Origin of the sequence: Buttiauxella cochleicola (genome assembly GCF_021282405.1) — a bacterium.
GTDB classification, from domain to species: domain Bacteria; phylum Pseudomonadota; class Gammaproteobacteria; order Enterobacterales; family Enterobacteriaceae; genus Buttiauxella; species Buttiauxella massiliensis.
On sequence record NZ_JAJSOU010000007.1, the window covers coordinates 189,527 to 206,056 of the forward strand.

Annotated in this window: 19 protein-coding genes; 11 read left to right on the plus strand and 8 right to left on the minus strand. The window is 50.7% G+C overall.

Annotation, left to right across the window (positions count from 1 at the left end):
• Positions 1-134: 134 nt before the first annotated feature.
• A complete protein-coding gene (licT, locus tag LVQ79_RS11835) occupies positions 135-977 on the minus strand; it encodes a BglG family transcription antiterminator LicT (RefSeq protein ID WP_232865079.1) in 843 nt (280 codons plus the stop codon).
• Between the two features lie 317 nt (positions 978-1,294).
• On the opposite strand from licT, the gene LVQ79_RS11840 reads away from it, so the two are divergent.
• The 3 genes from LVQ79_RS11840 (at position 1,295) to hpdC (ending at position 2,638) form a co-directional block, all read left to right on the plus strand.
• Positions 1,295-1,690, plus strand: coding sequence for a helix-turn-helix domain-containing protein (locus LVQ79_RS11840; protein ID WP_232865080.1), 396 nt, complete (start codon positions 1,295-1,297; stop codon positions 1,688-1,690).
• A gap of 22 nt (positions 1,691-1,712) precedes the next feature.
• The gene (gene marB / locus LVQ79_RS22570; protein WP_370639847.1) at positions 1,713-1,922 is read left to right on the plus strand and encodes a multiple antibiotic resistance regulatory protein MarB; all 210 of its coding nucleotides are present in this window, start codon (positions 1,713-1,715) and stop codon (positions 1,920-1,922) included.
• A gap of 461 nt (positions 1,923-2,383) precedes the next feature.
• The gene (hpdC, locus tag LVQ79_RS22575) at positions 2,384-2,638 is read left to right on the plus strand and encodes a 4-hydroxyphenylacetate decarboxylase small subunit (protein WP_166671953.1); all 255 of its coding nucleotides are present in this window, start codon (positions 2,384-2,386) and stop codon (positions 2,636-2,638) included.
• A 104-nt stretch (positions 2,639-2,742) separates the two neighbouring features.
• Here hpdC and dusC read toward each other — a convergent pair whose 3' ends face one another.
• Both dusC and rhlE read right to left on the minus strand, forming a co-directional pair.
• Positions 2,743-3,675, minus strand: coding sequence for a tRNA dihydrouridine(16) synthase DusC (gene dusC / locus LVQ79_RS11845; RefSeq protein WP_232865081.1), 933 nt, complete (start codon positions 3,673-3,675; stop codon positions 2,743-2,745).
• A gap of 68 nt (positions 3,676-3,743) precedes the next feature.
• A complete protein-coding gene (gene rhlE, locus LVQ79_RS11850) occupies positions 3,744-5,111 on the minus strand; it encodes an ATP-dependent RNA helicase RhlE (protein ID WP_232865082.1) in 1,368 nt (455 codons plus the stop codon).
• Between the two features lie 253 nt (positions 5,112-5,364).
• Between rhlE and cecR the strand changes: the two genes are divergently transcribed.
• From cecR to LVQ79_RS11875, 5 genes are read left to right on the plus strand one after another with little or no spacing between them, the layout of a single operon-like run.
• On the plus strand, positions 5,365-6,060 hold the full coding sequence (cecR, locus tag LVQ79_RS11855; protein WP_232865083.1) for a transcriptional regulator CecR: 696 nt from the start codon (positions 5,365-5,367) through the stop codon (positions 6,058-6,060).
• 1 nt (position 6,061) lies between these two features.
• Positions 6,062-7,048, plus strand: coding sequence for a secretion protein HlyD (gene hlyD / locus LVQ79_RS11860; protein WP_370639849.1), 987 nt, complete (start codon positions 6,062-6,064; stop codon positions 7,046-7,048).
• Positions 7,041-8,789: an ATP-binding cassette domain-containing protein gene (locus LVQ79_RS11865; RefSeq protein WP_232865085.1), complete on the plus strand. Its 1,749-nt coding sequence runs from the start codon at positions 7,041-7,043 to the stop codon at positions 8,787-8,789. Before hlyD ends, LVQ79_RS11865 begins: the two co-directional genes overlap by 8 nt.
• Positions 8,776-9,915, plus strand: a complete 1,140-nt coding sequence (locus tag LVQ79_RS11870; protein WP_232865086.1) for an ABC transporter permease — start codon at positions 8,776-8,778, stop codon at positions 9,913-9,915. The genes LVQ79_RS11865 and LVQ79_RS11870 overlap by 14 nt, the downstream gene beginning before the upstream one ends.
• Positions 9,916-9,924: 9 nt before the next feature.
• Positions 9,925-11,031, plus strand: coding sequence for an ABC transporter permease (locus LVQ79_RS11875; protein WP_232865087.1), 1,107 nt, complete (start codon positions 9,925-9,927; stop codon positions 11,029-11,031).
• Here LVQ79_RS11875 and LVQ79_RS11880 read toward each other — a convergent pair.
• Positions 10,993-11,403, minus strand: coding sequence for a YbhQ family protein (locus tag LVQ79_RS11880; RefSeq protein WP_232865088.1), 411 nt, complete (start codon positions 11,401-11,403; stop codon positions 10,993-10,995). The two genes, LVQ79_RS11875 and LVQ79_RS11880, sit on opposite strands and share 39 nt — an antisense overlap.
• Before the next feature lie 132 nt (positions 11,404-11,535).
• Between LVQ79_RS11880 and LVQ79_RS11885 the strand changes: the two genes are divergently transcribed.
• From LVQ79_RS11885 to LVQ79_RS11895, 3 genes are read left to right on the plus strand one after another with little or no spacing between them, the layout of a single operon-like run.
• Positions 11,536-12,294: an endonuclease/exonuclease/phosphatase family protein gene (locus LVQ79_RS11885; RefSeq protein ID WP_232865089.1), complete on the plus strand. Its 759-nt coding sequence runs from the start codon at positions 11,536-11,538 to the stop codon at positions 12,292-12,294.
• Entirely contained in the window at positions 12,291-13,535 is a 1,245-nt protein-coding gene (gene clsB, locus LVQ79_RS11890; RefSeq protein WP_232865090.1) for a cardiolipin synthase ClsB, read from the plus strand. The genes LVQ79_RS11885 and clsB overlap by 4 nt, the downstream gene beginning before the upstream one ends.
• Positions 13,535-14,503 (plus strand): lysylphosphatidylglycerol synthase domain-containing protein, encoded by a 969-nt coding sequence (locus tag LVQ79_RS11895; RefSeq protein WP_232865091.1) that lies wholly within the window; start codon positions 13,535-13,537, stop codon positions 14,501-14,503. Before clsB ends, LVQ79_RS11895 begins: the two co-directional genes overlap by 1 nt.
• Positions 14,504-14,554: 51 nt before the next feature.
• Here the strand turns inward: LVQ79_RS11895 and LVQ79_RS11900 are convergent, their stop codons facing one another.
• The 4 genes from LVQ79_RS11900 to moaC form a co-directional block, all read right to left on the minus strand.
• Positions 14,555-15,265, minus strand: a complete 711-nt coding sequence (locus LVQ79_RS11900) for a Bax inhibitor-1/YccA family protein (RefSeq protein WP_034456535.1) — start codon at positions 15,263-15,265, stop codon at positions 14,555-14,557.
• 87 nt (positions 15,266-15,352) lie between these two features.
• Positions 15,353-15,805: a molybdopterin synthase catalytic subunit MoaE gene (moaE, locus tag LVQ79_RS11905; protein WP_151992805.1), complete on the minus strand. Its 453-nt coding sequence runs from the start codon at positions 15,803-15,805 to the stop codon at positions 15,353-15,355.
• Between the two features lies 1 nt (position 15,806).
• The gene (moaD, locus tag LVQ79_RS11910; RefSeq protein WP_232865092.1) at positions 15,807-16,052 is read right to left on the minus strand and encodes a molybdopterin synthase sulfur carrier subunit; all 246 of its coding nucleotides are present in this window, start codon (positions 16,050-16,052) and stop codon (positions 15,807-15,809) included.
• Positions 16,045-16,530 (minus strand): cyclic pyranopterin monophosphate synthase MoaC, encoded by a 486-nt coding sequence (moaC, locus tag LVQ79_RS11915; protein ID WP_232865093.1) that lies wholly within the window; start codon positions 16,528-16,530, stop codon positions 16,045-16,047. Before moaC ends, moaD begins: the two co-directional genes overlap by 8 nt.

Genomic DNA, 16,530 nt, shown 5'->3' on the forward strand with positions numbered 1-16,530 from the left:
TTCCACCTTTCGGCATGTGTGTCTTGAGTAAAAAAAAACCTGAGACCAGCCTCCCGTGAAGGGAAGCCAGTGCTCAGGTTTTGCCTGCCGCAGCAGTAACAATCCGTTTTTATCACACGTCTTACGACGCGCATTTATGAAGCTTTAAGACTCTCTTTACGCACTCGCTCAATGTGAATAGCGAGAAACATAATCTCTTCCGTCGTCAGTTCACGCTGGTATTCACTCACCAAATGACGACTAATTTTTTCAGCACAGCGCCATGCGTGGGGATAATTATCTTTCACCGCCGCATGGAGCGTTAAGTCATCATCTGCCACCACATTACGACTTAGCATCCGCTGGGCGAAAAACTTAAGATGGGTAACAAAGCGCTGATAACTCAAACTATCTTCATCATACTCAAACCGTAGCTGGTACTTTACGATTTGCAAAATCTCCTGCATCACCCGGGTAACATGCATCACTTCCGGCATTTCGCTGTTTAACTGCGCGGTGACCAGATGCAGCGCGATAAACCCGGCCTCGTCTTCAGCGAGCTGCACATTAAGCCGTTTTCCAATCAGCTCTACGGCTTCCTGACCCAGCAGAAACTCTTTAGGGTAAAGGCGCTTAATTTCCCAAAGCAGCACGTTACGGATTGCCACCCCCTTCTTTTGCCGCTCGATGGCAAAATGGCAGTGGTCGGTCAACGTGATGTAGAGACTATCTTGTAACTTCCCCAACTTCTGGCGAGAAAGCTCGATAATACGATCGCAGGTAGTCATCACTTCCAGCGGGATTTGGCTCAACAGCTCACCTAAACGCGCTACCAGCTCATCACTTTTCAGGGCAAACACTTTCTCGATCTTGTCGTTTTCCAGGGTGTCGCCAATATGCTTCTGAAAGCCAAGGCCACGCCCCATAACCACTTGTTCACGTCCGTGTTCGTCAAGAATCACCACTACATTGTTATTGAGTATTTTGGCGATTTTCATCAGTACCCCAGAAACAAAAAAACCTGACATCCGGCAGGAGCCAGAAAATCAGGTTTTGCCTGCCGCAGCAGTAACAATCCAACTGGGACACTCTATCAGCTTCGAAATATCACTCAAATGAATGTATTGAAAATCGTGACGAAGATCGCGGCTTAATGCCTCCCTGTAGGAACACGGTATATCAGATCTTAAGCTTTGTTTTCGTCAGAGCATTCATAACATTGACAAATGGTTAGCGTGGTAATAATATCATTATCAAATTAGAAGCTGGCTAATCAAATTGAAAACCGATTTTTAGCTTGATTGGAGTTGTAGTGATGTCCAGACGAAACAACGATGCAATGACAATTGATTGCATTTTGGATTGGATAGAAGAGAACCTGGAAGCTTCAATGTCAATTGAAAGGGTTTCAGATCGTTCAGGCTATTCGAAGTGGCACTTGCAAAGGATGTTTAAAAAAGAGACTGGCTATTCATTAGGCCAATACATCCGCAACCGTAAACTGACGGAGATAGCCCGCAGACTCAAACAAAACGATGGGTCAATTATCCATTTAGCCTATCTTTATGGGTTTGAATCACAACAATCTCTCACGCGCGCCTTCAAAAACTTTTTTTCCGTACCACCGCACAGATACCGTGTTGCGCACGTAGAACGCGCAGAGGAAATGTATTTCCTCCGCATACCACATTCAATGCATTCCATCGCTTAAGCGGTAGATAGAACGAGGGGTTATGAAAATTTTTGTTTTGTTTGTCATTCTTCTACTGACATCGAATAACATTCTGGCGGAACAACCCAATAACTTTAACGCCTCCCAAAGTAACGAGGGAGAAATGGTTATTCCGCACACTGATGATCCTTACGATATCAATGCGCTCCATAATTATAGTGATAAATCAGAATCACTCTCTTCACCTTATTATAATGACAACATTATTTAATACTTTCATTGATAAAGAAAAACCCAGCATGTTTAGTATTAATCCCTGGGGTAAGATTTCTCTCCCTGTATTTATTCACAACTCACTCTCTACAAATAAATCCGCTGAATTTTTACCTATTTGTGGTGGTAATACGCGAGTTAAAGGTTATGACTTACCCGAACCCTTTAGCGTTGGTGTGAACTATATTAACCGGTAACAGAATATTATTGTTGATGGGTGTGCAGTATGGAGTCATTCGCGATTTCAATGTTCTTACAGAAGTTTTCATAGCGAACGTAATAGTTTTATGCACCGGGATAATTCCGTTTTTAATATGCAGAATTATTGATTATGAAAACCCTTAATTTATATTCATCACTAAGAGCTAACCAACTCTCCCAGGCTATAGGAAATTTCATGCTGTATGACCTTGATTATATTGCTGCATGGCAAATTCATTGCAAATAAAGGTATTAACCATGAGCAAGCTTAACCATACCCACTGCAATCACTTTTGCCCGATTGATGGAACAAAAGGTCAATGCCAACTAAGCGGAAATATCATCATGAATAACGATCCGCGTTGCAGAAACTTCAGCGAGAGATTGTGCTGTAGACATTGCTACCATTTTTGTGATGCAACAGTACCCGCACTATGCTCAGGTCTAACAAAACTGAGCATAGTCGATGCCGACACCCATGCCGAACAATGCAATGCCTTTAAACCTTATTAGCCGATTAATTCTGGTGATGACACCAAAGCGTTAATGCCATAAACATTTCGTTTTCCAGGGTCTGCAATGCTAGTCACAATTATGCTGGATACTTCAAATACAAATCAAAGCCGTTGAATAGATGATGCAATATCTTTCGATGTTTTCAATGTGCGAATTTCAGCAAAAACATCCGTCGCTTCAACATATTCTTTACGCAAATACCCCAGCCACTGCTTGATGCGCGCAACGTGATACATACCGGTATCGCCCTGCTTTTCGAGCTGGCTATATTTTTGCAGAAGTTTTACTACATCCGGCCATGGCATACGCGGCTCGTTGTATTTAATCACGCGGCTGAGATTGGGGATGTTCAACGCGCCACGGCCGATCATCACTGCATCACAGCCCGTTGCCGCCATACAATCCTGCGCACTTTGCCAATCCCAGATTTCACCGTTGGCAATCACCGGGATCGATAACCGTTTGCGGATTTCACCAATCGCAGCCCAGTTAATGCGCTCGGCTTTATAGCCGTCTTCTTTGGTACGCCCGTGAACGACAAGTTCAGTGGCGCCTGCCTGCTGCACCGCATCAGCAATTTCAAACTGCCGCGCATCACTGTCCCAACCGAGTCGAATTTTAACGGTTACGGGTAAGTGCGCAGGCACGGCTTCACGCATCGCTTTCGCGCCGCGGTAAATCAGATCGGGATCTTTGAGCAGTGTGGCACCGCCGCCGCTACCATTCACCAGTTTAGATGGGCAGCCGCAGTTAAGATCAACACCCCAGGAACCTAGCTCCACCGCGCGCGCAGCGTTTTCAGCCAGCCATTGCGGATGTTGCCCCAGGAGTTGAATTCGGACTAACGTACCGGATGATGTACGGCTCGCCTGATGCAGTTCGGGGCAAAGTTTATGGAAGGATTTTGCCGGTAAAAGCTGGTCGACCACGCGCAAGAATTCGGTGATACACAAGTCGTAGTCATTGACCTCTGTCAGCAGTTCACGAACCAACGAGTCGAGAACCCCTTCCATTGGCGCAAGCAGTACACGCATAGCGTTTTTCCGGTAAAAAAAGAGGCGCTATGTTAGCGCCTCTATTTGAGTTGGCAAAGCCTAATTAATTATGCGGATGCAGGCTTACGCGCCGGACGACGACGAGCGTTCGCCCCAGCCGGTTTCGCAGCACCATCACCTTGTGGGCGAGATGGACGACGCGGTGCATTGCTGCGCTCAGAAGATGCGCCACCATTGCCACCACGACGTTGGCCCTGGCCCTGACCGCCGCCATTACCACGACCGCCACCACGCTGCTGTTGACGACCATTAACAATCGGCTCAGCAGGAATTGATGGGTCAACTTCGTAACCTGGCAGCGCCATACGCGGCACTTCACGTTTAAGCACACGTTCGATGTCACGCAGCAGTTTGTGTTCATCAACACAAACCAGTGACAGCGCTTGACCAGTTGCCGCCGCACGGCCTGTACGGCCAATACGGTGTACGTAATCTTCCGGAACGTTTGGCAGTTCGTAGTTCACAACGTGCGGCAGTTCTTCGATATCAAGACCACGCGCGGCGATGTCTGTTGCCACCAGCACACGAATACCACCGTTTTTGAAATCAGCCAATGCGCGAGTACGCGCACCCTGGCTCTTGTTACCGTGAATCGCCGCTGCGGTAATACCGTCTTTACCCAGCTGTTCTGCCAGGTGGTTCGCACCGTGTTTGGTACGGGTAAACACCAGCACTTGCTGCCAGTTACCTTCACCAATCATCTGTGACAGCAGTTCTCTTTTACGTTTCTTATCGACGAAATGAACGTACTGAGTGACTTGCTCGGATGCGGTGTTACGACGCGCAACAGAAACTTCTTCCGGATTATGCAGCAGCTTTTCAGCGAGGCCTTTAATCTCATCAGAGAAGGTTGCGGAGAACAGCAAGTTCTGACGACGCGCAGGCAATTTAGCCAGCACACGACGGATATCGTGGATAAAACCCATGTCCAGCATGCGGTCAGCTTCATCCAGCACCAGGATTTCGACCTGATCGAGTTTCACGGCGTTCTGGTGTTCCAGATCTAACAGACGGCCAGGTGTTGCCACCAGCACATCGACACCGCTACGCAGTTTCATCATCTGCGGGTTAATGCTCACGCCACCGAAAACCACCAGCGAACGGATATCTAAATACTTGCTGTAGTCACTCACGTTTTCGCCAATCTGAGCGGCAAGCTCACGAGTTGGCGTCAGGATGAGCGCACGAACCGGACGACGACCTTTGGCATGAGGCTGTTTGTCTACCAGGCGCTGCAAGAGCGGCAAGGTAAAGCCAGCGGTTTTACCGGTGCCGGTTTGGGCACTGGCCATCAGGTCACGGCCGGATAAAACAACCGGAATCGCCTGGCGTTGAATAGGGGTAGGCTCACGATAGCCCTGCTCTTCCACTGCACGCAGAATATCGGCGTTCAGGCCGAGAGAATCAAAAGACATTTGGAACTCCAGAATCGCCCTGACCGCGAGGTGCGGTGTAGTTTCCAGGGGTTCATATGACGCCAGTCATTCTGGCGCGAGAGAGGGGCACAAACCACGGTGCCGTAAGCCGCGCAGTGTAGCAGCTTTTGTGACTTTGCGCACAAATTCTATTTTTGCATGCATCCACAAGATAAATGTTTGCAACTGGACACGACTGAATCGGGAGCCTACTCTTAGTCAATCGATTGATTAACTTTTTTAAGAGGTCGGTATGAATGCCACACCGACGCCTGTCACCTCCCGTGGCGAGCAGGCCAAAAACACGCTGATTACCGCCGCCATTGCCCAATTTGGCGAATACGGTTTACACGCCACGACTCGTGATATCGCGGCTCTTGCCGGGCAAAACATTGCCGCTATCACTTACTATTTTGGCTCAAAAGAAGAGCTGTATATGGCGTCTGCGCAATGGATAGCCGACTTTATCACGCAAAATTTCAAGCCTCATGTCGAACGCGCCGAGGCGATCCTTAGCCAGCAGCAGCCCGATAAACCGCAGATTCGCGAACTTATTCATACCGCTTGCGAGCATATGATCATCCTGCTGACCGCCGATGAAACGCTCAATCTAAGCAAGTTTATCTCCCGCGAGCAGCTCTCACCGACCCCGGCTTATCAACTGATTCACGAGCAGGTGATTGCACCGATGCACACCCATCTCACCACGCTGGTTGGGCGCTACACCGGACGCAGCCCGGATGACACCGCCACCATTTTGCACACTCACGCGCTACTCGGGCAGGTTCTGGCGTTTCGCCTCGGGCGCGAAACCATTCTGCTGCGCGCTGGGTGGCCGACGTTTGATAAAGAGAACGTGAAACAAATCAGCGATGTGGTACGCAGCCATATCGATTTCATTTTGCAGGGGTTATCAATGGAACGAGGAAATGCCAGCAATGAAAAGTAAAATGCCAATAATTATCGTGGCGCTGGTGGCGCTTATCGCGGCGGGGCTTGGCGGTTGGTACTGGTACAAAAGCCAGCAAGACCAAGGCCTGACTCTTTATGGAAACGTGGATATTCGCACCGTTAATTTGAGCTTTCGCGTTGGCGGGCGACTTGCGGCCCTGCAGGTTGACGAAGGTGATGCAATCAAAGCCGGGGAAACGCTGGGCGAGTTGGATCAAGGGCCTTATCAAAACTCATTGCTGCAAGCGCAGGCGAATGTCGCAGCAGCGCAGGCAAAGTTTGATTTGATCATCGCCGGTTATCGTGACGAAGAAATCGCTCAGGCCGCAGCACAGGTAAACCAGGCACAGGCCGCTTTTGATTACGCACAGAACTTTTATCAGCGCCAGCAAGGTTTGTGGGCGCGCCGGGTTATTTCTGCCAACGAACTGGAAAATGCCCGTTCATCGAGCGACCAGGCAAAAGCGACGCTGAAAGCCGCGCGCGATAAGTTAAGCCAGTATCGCACCGGTAACCGCCCGCAGGAAATTGCCCAGGCACAAGCCAGCCTGCAACAGGCGAAAGCCCAGCTTGCTCAGGCGCAACTGGACTTGCAAGACACCACGCTGATCGCGCCATCTGACGGTACGCTGCTGACCCGCGCGGTTGAACCTGGCACCATGTTGAACGCCGGAAGCACCGTGTTAACCCTCTCCCTCACCCGCCCGGTTTGGGTGCGAGCTTACGTCAACGAGGTGAGTCTGAATCAGGCAAAACCAGGCACTGAACTGCTGGTTTACACCGATGGTCGCCCGGATAAGCCTTATCACGGAAAGATTGGCTTTGTCTCCCCAACGGCTGAATTCACTCCGAAAACTGTTGAAACACCTGATTTACGCACCGACCTGGTTTATCGCCTGCGAATTATCGTAACCGATGCCGACGACGCGCTGCGCCAGGGAATGCCGGTCACCGTGAAATTCAATGACGAGAAAGCGCATGAGTAGCCAGGACGGTATCATTCGCCTGCAAGGGCTAATGAAGCAGTTCCCAGGCCAGGAAAAACCAGCGGTGGCACGCCTTGAGTGCGAGATTCATACCGGTTCAGTGACAGGTCTCGTCGGCCCGGATGGTGCAGGGAAAACCACGCTGATGCGCATGCTGGCGGGGCTGTTAAAACCAAGCGAAGGGAATGCCAGCGTAATCGGGCTCGATCCTATAGAAGATGACCGTGCGTTACATGCGGTTCTGGGATACATGCCGCAAAAGTTTGGCCTGTATGAAGATTTAACCGTGATGGAAAACCTGACGCTGTACGCCGATTTACGTGGTGTAACCGGGGAGGAACGCGAAAAAACCTTTAAGCGGCTGCTGGAATTTACCGCGCTCGGCCCGTTTACCACTCGCCTTGCCGGGAAGCTCTCCGGCGGGATGAAACAAAAACTCGGCCTCGCCTGCACGCTGGTCGGCCAGCCAAAAGTGTTGCTGCTCGATGAACCCGGCGTTGGCGTCGACCCGATTTCTCGCCGCGAATTGTGGCAAATGGTGCATGAACTGGCAGGCGACGGCATGCTGATTCTATGGAGTACATCATACCTCGACGAAGCAGAACAGTGCCGCGACGTGCTACTGATGAACGAAGGCGAGCTGTTGTATCACGGTGCCCCTAAAGAACTGACGCAGCAAATGGCTGGGCGCTCGCTGCTGGTGACTCATAGTGACGAGAACAACCGCAAGTTACTGCAACGTGCGCTGAAATTACCACAGGTCAGCGATGGCGTGATTCAGGGCCGTTCGGTGCGCCTGATACTCGCCAAAGACGCCTCCGTTGAAGAACTCACCCAGGCACTGAATGTGCCACCAGAAAATATTTCACAAACCGAGCCACGCTTTGAAGATGCGTTTATCGACCTGCTAGGTGGTGCGGCAACCCAGGAATCTCCGCTGGGGAAAATTCTGCATACCGTGGAAGGGAAACCGGGGGAAACTGTTATCAAAGCCGAATCGCTCACCAAAAAATTCGGTGATTTTGCTGCCACTGATAACGTTGACTTTACCGTTCAGCGCGGGGAAATTTTTGGTCTGTTAGGGCCAAACGGTGCCGGGAAATCCACCACTTTTAAAATGATGTGCGGCCTGCTGGTGCCAACGTCTGGCAAAGCGCTGGTGCTGGATATGGACTTGAAAACCAGCTCTGGAAAAGCTCGCCAGCATCTTGGCTATATGGCACAGAAATTTTCGTTATACGGCAACCTTACCGTGGAACAAAACCTGCGATTTTTCTCCGGTGTGTATGGTCTGCGCGGCAAAGCTCAGGAGGAAAAAATTAACCGAATGAGTGAAGCGTTCAGCCTAAAACCCATCATGAACAGCTCAACAGATGCGCTACCCCTGGGCTTTAAGCAGCGCCTGGCGCTGGCCTGTTCGCTGATGCATGAGCCAGATATTTTGTTTCTTGATGAACCTACCTCGGGCGTTGACCCGATCACCCGCCGTGAGTTCTGGCTGCATATCAATAGCATGGTGGAAAAAGGCGTGACCGTTATGGTGACCACGCACTTTATGGATGAAGCCGAATACTGTGACCGCATTGGCCTTGTGTATCGCGGTAAGTTGATAGCCAGCGGCACACCGGATGACCTGAAAGAACAAGCAGCCGACGACGAGCAAACTGACCCAACGATGGAGCAGGCATTTATTACGCTTATCCATCAGTGGGATAAGGAGCACGAAAATGCGCGAGCATAATCAAGCCGTTTCCTGGCGGCGCGTACGCGCTCTGTGCGTGAAAGAAACACGCCAGATCGTGCGCGACCCAAGCAGTTGGCTGATTGCGGTGGTTATCCCACTGTTGTTGCTGTTTATTTTTGGCTACGGCATCAATCTCGACTCCAGCCGCCTGCGCGTCGGGGTTTTGCTGGAGCAGCAAAGCGAGGAGGCACTGGATTTCGCCCATACCATTACGGCCTCACCCTATATCGCCCCCACCATCAGCGATAACCGCCAGCATCTGATTCAACTGATGCAGGCAGGAAAAATTCGCGGGCTGGTGGTTATCCCTACTGATTTTGCGCAGAACATGGCGCGAGCCGGAGCCACCGCCCCGGTGCAGGTGATTACCGACGGTAGCGAGCCGAACACCGCCAACTTTGTGCAGGGTTACATGGAGGGTATCTGGCAAATCTGGCAGCAACAGCGAGCGGAAGATCGGGGCGAGAAGTTTGAGCCGTTAATTGATGTGCAACTACGTTATTGGTTTAACCCGGCAGCCATTAGCCAACATTTTATTATTCCTGGAGCCATTACCATCATCATGACGGTGATTGGCGCGATCCTGACCTCGCTGGTGGTGGCGCGCGAATGGGAACGCGGCACTATGGAAGCGTTGCTCTCAACTCAGGTGACGCGCACCGAGTTGCTGCTGTGCAAACTGCTGCCTTATTACGTACTGGGTATGCTGGCGATGCTGCTATGCATGTTGGTGTCGGTGTTTATTCTTGGCGTGCCTTATCGCGGTTCGCTGCTGATTCTGTTCTTTATCACCAGCCTGTTTTTACTCAGCACGCTTGGCATGGGGCTGTTAATTTCGACGATCACCCGCAACCAGTTTAATGCAGCCCAGGTGGCGTTAAACGCCGCGTTTCTACCGTCGATTATGCTGTCGGGCTTTATCTTCCAGATTGACAGCATGCCAGCGATTATCCGCGCGGTGACCTATATCATTCCGGCGCGCTATTTCGTCAGTACGCTGCAAAGCCTGTTTTTGGCGGGGAATATTTCGACCGTTTTGATTATCAACACACTGTTTTTGATTGCCTCGGCGGTGATGTTTATCGGCCTGACGGCACTTAAAACCAAGCGCCGTCTTGATTAGGGGAAAGCGATGATTTATCGGTTATGGACATTAATACGTAAAGAGCTGCAATCCCTACTGCGCGAACCGCAAACGCGGGCGATCTTGATTTTGCCTGTGGTATTGCAGGTCGTACTGTTCCCGTTTGCCGCAACGCTTGAAGTCACCAACGCTACTATCGCGATTTATAACGAAGATAACGGCAGCCACTCGGTTGAATTGACTCAGCGTTTTGCGCGCGCTAAAGCGTTTAGCCATGTGTTGTTGCTAAAAAGCCCGCAGGAGATCCAGCCGACAATCGACAACCAAAAAGCGCTGCTGCTGATTCGCTTCCCGGCAGAGTTTTCACGCGATATTGCCAGCCAGCAACCGGCAAAACTGCAAATTATTCTCGATGGGCGTAACTCCAATAGCGCACAGATTGCGGCAAATTACCTGCAACAGATCGTCAAGAATTACCAACAGGAACTGGTCTCCGGGCAGCCAAAACCGAATAACAGCGAACTGGTGGTTCGCAACTGGTACAACCCAAATCTGGATTACAAATGGTTCGTGGTGCCTTCGCTGATTGCGATGATCACTACCATCGGCGTGATGATTGTTACCTCGCTTTCCGTGGCTCGCGAACGTGAACAAGGCACGCTCGACCAACTGCTGGTTTCCCCACTGGCGACCTGGCAGATATTTGTAGGCAAAGCAGTGCCTGCGCAAATTGTGGCGATTGGCCAGGCAACCATCGTGCTGGGTGTTGGGATATGGGGTTATCACATTCCATTTTCCGGCTCGCTGCTGCTGTTTTACTTCACGATGCTGATTTATGGCTTGTCGTTGGTGGGGTTTGGTTTGCTGATCTCATCGCTATGTTCAACACAACAGCAGGCATTTATCGGGGTATTTGTCTTTATGATGCCAGCGATTTTGCTGTCGGGTTACGTGTCGCCTGTCGAGAATATGCCAGTGTGGTTGCAGAATCTGACATGGGTAAATCCGATACGGCATTTCACCGATATCACTAAGCAGATTTATTTGAAGAACGCGAGTTTTGACATTGTGTGGGGAAGTGTGTGGCCACTATTGGTGATAGCAGCCACAACGGGTTCAGCGGCGTATTGGATGTTTCGGCGTAAAATCGCCTGATGCCTTATCTTTAACCAGCAGCGAATAAATAATCGGTCCGGCAATCATTGCCAGGCCTGCGCCTGCCAGCAGGAATTTGTTTTCGACCACGCGTGACAACAGCCACAGCACGATCATCGCATTGCCGAAATACCAGGTGGTAGTCAGCTCTTCAAGAAAATCACCAATGTCACGTAACCGCCCGGTGCGTACACGCTGGAGGGCGAACATTAAAATTACTGTTGCTGCATACAGCAAACATAAGCCAATCCCGACCGGTATGAGGGAGGCAGTTTTCCAGCCAACGAGCAGTAAACAAAGCACAGAAAGATGCAGCATTATCTGCCAGCAGCTTAGGCCTGTTGTCACTTGTACACGTTGTTGCCATTTCATTATTTCTCTCCTGGCCGCTATTTCCTGTCATTCAGAGTACCGCAGTATGCGGAAAATTCCGTAACCCGGCACCTATTTGTGACAGAGACTACACTTTATTTTCATCAGGATGTTAACAATGCCGGGAGAAGCATGAGTAATAAGGCTCAGCACCTATCTTTTAAAGTGCTCACAATTAATACACACAAAGGCTTCACCGCACTCAACCGGCGTTTTATTTTGCCTGAGTTGCGTGATGCAGTACGTGCAGTTTCTGCTGACATTGTCTGCTTGCAGGAGGTGATGGGTGCTCATGAAGCACACTCACTGCATGTTGATAACTGGCCGGATACCAGCCACTACGAATATCTCGCCGATACAATGTGGAGCGATTTTGCCTATGGTCGCAACGCGGTTTATCCCGAAGGCCATCACGGCAATGCCGTGTTATCTCGCTTCCCTATCAGCCAGTATGAAAATCGCGATATTTCGGTAGAAGGCCACGAAAAACGCGGCATGCTGCACTGCCAGATAAACCTACCGGGTGCCAATATTCGTGCGCATGTCATTTGTGTGCATCTCGGTTTGCATGACGCTCACCGCCAGGCTCAGCTCAATATGCTCTGCCAACTGGTTAATGAACTGCCAGAAGGCGAGCCAGTAATTGTGGCTGGCGACTTTAACGACTGGCAGCAACGCGCTAACCGGCAATTAAAGCAAACTGGATTGGATGAGGTATTTACCCGTGCAACCGGCCGTCCGGCACGCACCTTCCCAGCTCGCTTTCCGCTGCTTCGCCTCGATAGAATTTATGTGAAAAATGCGTCCGCGAGTGCACCAACGGCGCTGCCATTGCGGCAGTGGCGGCATCTCTCCGACCATGCGCCATTAGCCGTGGAGATTCATATATGAAAAATAACTGGCGTGACGGGAACCGAATTACATTACTCGAAAACGGTGACCAGTTTTTCCCGGCTGTATTTAAAGCCATAGAACATGCCCGCAGCAAAGTGATTCTCGAGACATTCATCTGGTTTGAAGATGATGTTGGAAAGCAATTACATGAAGTTTTGCTTAATGCTGCCCGTCGCGGCGTGAGCGTAGAAGTTCTGCTTGATGGCTACGGTTCACCGGACTTAAGCGATGAATTTGTTAGCCAACTCACCACTGCCGGTGTGATGTTCCGCTACTACGATCCGCGCCCGTTAGTGTTTGGCATGCGGACCAATCTGTTCCGCCGTATGCATCGCAAAATTGTGGTAGTCGACGGCACGGTGGCGTTTGTCGGCGGTATTAACTATTCCGCTGAACAGATGAGTGATTACGGCCCGGAGGCTAAACAAGATTACTCGGTCAAAGTTGAAGGGCCGGTGGTGGATGATATTTACCAGTACGTGATTTCTAACCTGCCCGGTCACGACGATAAACGCCACTGGTGGCGACGCCGCCGTAACCCAGCGCAAGAAAACCTGACGCCCGGTGAAGCACAAGCATTGTTTGTCTGGCGAGATAACAACCAGCACCGCGATGATATCGAGCGTTATTACCTGAAAATGCTCAGCAAAGCGAAGCGTGAAGTGATTATTGCCAACGCCTATTTCTTCCCCGGCTACCGGCTGCTCCATGCAATGCGTACTGCATCTCGCCGTGGCGTATCGGTGAAATTGATTGTGCAAGGCGAGCCTGACATGCCGATTGTCAAAGTCGGTGCACGCCTGCTGTACAACTACTTAGTGCGTTCCGGAGTGAAAATCTATGAATATCACCGCCGCCCACTACACGGCAAAGTCGCCATCATGGATGACCATTGGGCAACAGTCGGCTCCAGCAATCTTGACCCGTTGAGTTTGTCGCTAAATCTTGAAGCGAATTTGATTATTCACGACCGCACATTCAATGACACGCTGCGTGCCAATCTAACCGGGTTGATTGCCAAAGATTGCCACCCGGTTGTCGAATCGATGCTGCCAAAACGCACCTGGTGGAATTTGGGTAAGAGCGTGCTGGCATTCCACTTCTTGCGCCACTTCCCGGCGATGGTCGGCTGGTTACCTGCGCATACGCCAAAACTTGCGCAAGTGATGCCGCCCGCACAGCCACATATGGAAACGCAGGATCGGGTTGAGACAGATAATCCAGGGGTGAAATACTGATGTCGCACTCGCATCCAAAATGGCGCAAAGCGAAGAAAATACTCACCTGGCTGTTTTTCATCGCCGTTATCGTGCTGCTGACGGTGTATGCAACGAAGGTTGACTGGGAGGAGGTCTGGAAGGTTATTCGTAACTATAACCGTCTGGCACTGTTTAGCGCAGTCGGCCTGGTCATTTTGAGCTACCTGATCTACGGCTGTTACGATTTACTGGCGCGGTCGTATTGCGGGCACAAACTGGCAAAGCGCCAGGTGATGTTAGTGTCGTTTATCTGTTATGCCTTTAACTTAACGCTGAGTACCTGGGTTGGCGGTATTGGTATGCGCTACCGGCTCTATTCACGGCTTGGCCTGCCCAGTGCCACTATTACGCGTATTTTTTCGTTAAGTATTTCGACTAACTGGCTCGGCTATATTCTGCTGGCCGGCATGATTTTTACCGTCGGCGTGGTGCAACTACCGGAGCACTGGTACATCGATGAGACGACATTACGGATTTTAGGTGCCGTTCTGCTGGCGATTATCGCGGTGTATTTGTGGTTCTGCGCCTTTGCTAAACATCGGCATATGACGATAAAAGGCCAGCGTCTGGTGCTGCCATCGTTCAAGTTTGCTCTGTTGCAACTTGCAATTTCAGGCGCCAACTGGATGGTTATGGGCGCGATTATCTGGCTGTTGCTGGGTCAGGATGTGAATTACTTCTTCGTGTTAGGCGTGCTCTTGGTCAGCAGTATTGCCGGGGTGATTGTGCACATTCCTGCCGGGATCGGCGTGCTAGAGGCGGTGTTTATCGCGCTACTGGCAGGAGAGCATGTTAGCAACGGCACTATTATTGCCGCCCTGATCGCCTATCGAATGCTCTATTTTATCGCCCCACTGCTGCTGGCGATTGTTTGCTATTTAGGGCTTGAGAGTCGGGCGAAGAAGATGCGCGTGAAGAACGAGAAGAATATTCAGGAGAGTTCGTAAGAATTAGGGTGGATGTCGCTAACGCTAATCCACCCTACATAATCATCGAAATTAACGGCGGTTGCCGAAAATACGCAACAACATCAAGAACAAGTTGATGAAGTCGAGATACAGGGTCAATGCGCCAAGAATTGAATATTTGCGCATAGTTTGCGTATCACGGGTATCAATTTGCTCACCGATGTTTTTCAGCTTCTGGGTGTCATAAGCCGTCAGACCCACAAACACAATCACGCCGATATATGTTACAGCCCACATCAGCGCCGTGCTTTTCAGCCACATGTTCACTAGTGAAGCCAACACAATACCGATCAGCGCCATAAACAGCATATTGCCAAAACCGCTGAGATCACGCTTAGTGGTGTAACCGTACAGGCTCATGGCCCCGAACATGCCGCCTGCAACGACGAAGGTGCTGGCGATAGACGAGTAGGTGTAGACGATAAAAATGCTGGAAAGCGTCAGACCCGTTAATGCCGAATAGAGCATAAACAAGCTGGTTGCCATACCTGCGCTGAGCTTATGCACCATGCCCGAGAGCACAAACACTAAACCCAACTGAACGATGATAAGCCCGAAGAAAGTGATTTTACTGGAAAAAACGAATTCCATTACTGCTGGCGTATTCGCAGCATACCAGGCGACAAATGCCGTCAGTAACAGGCCGCAGGTCATCCAGCCATAAACTTGTGCCATATATGCCTGCAAGCCGGTACGGGCCTGCTGCACGATGGTGTCATTGGAACGTGGGAATCGATCCATGATGCTTCCTTAAGTGAATTACGTTGACCGAATTTCAGGCTTGATAGCCTGTACTTTAAGATTAACACAACTGCGCGAAGGTGCCTGTTACCAGCGTTTGGCCGCCTGCTTATCACTTTCGCGTGATTCGACCCAACGGTCGCCTTCAGCAGTGGCTTCGCGCTTCCAGAACGGCGCACGCGTTTTCAGATAATCCATAATGAATTGCGCAGACTCGAATGCCGAACTACGGTGCGCGCCGGTGACCCCGACAAAAACGATTTCATCACCCGGCCATAGCTCACCAATACGGTGAATCACACTGACACGTTGGAGCGGCCAGCGATTACGCGCTTCTTCGATAATTTCCGCCAGCGCTTTTTCGGTCATGCCGGGATAGTGTTCGAGCGTTAAAGCGCTGACGCTATCGCCAAGATTGTGATTACGCACTTTGCCAGTAAAGGTCACCACCGCACCGTCTTCATCGCACTGCGCGAGCCACTGGTACTCATCACCCACGTTGAAGTTTTCATGGCTTACGCGGATTCGGGTGTTCTCCATTTCAGCCTCCGGTAACCGGTGGGAAGAAAGCAACTTCATCACCGTCGGTAAGTGGATGGTCGAAACTCACCAGCGTCTGGTTCACGGCAGCCAGTAATTTCCCGGACTCTAATGCCAGCGCCCAACGATCGCTTTTGGTTGCAAGGTTCTCTCGCAGCTGTTCAACATCGCTAAAAGTGGCGTCTAGTTGCAGTTGGTCACAATCGACCAATTCACGCACCTGGGCAAAAAACAGAACTTTAATCATTGCTCTCAACCTTAAAGTCGCCAGACTTACCGCCACTTTTTGCCAGCAAACGCACCGGGCCAATCACCATGTCTTTTTGCACTGCTTTGCACATATCGTAGATGGTTAACGCGGCGACAGATGCTGCGGTCAACGCTTCCATTTCAACACCCGTTTTGCCCGTCAAACGGCATACAGATTCAATACGCACGCGGTTATGTTCAGGCTCAGCGGCTAAATTGACTTCGACTTTGCTAAGCATTAGCGGGTGGCAGAGCGGAATCAAATCCCAGGTGCGCTTCGCAGCCTGAATCCCGGCAATACGCGCCGTGGCAAATACATCACCTTTGTGGTGACTGCCTTCAATAATCATGGCGAGCGTTGCAGCTTCCATGGTGATAAACGCTTCCGCACGCGCCTCGCGCACGGTTTCTGCCTTGGCGGAAACATCAACCATGTGCGCTTCGCCTTGCGCATTAATATGAGTCAGTTGCGACAT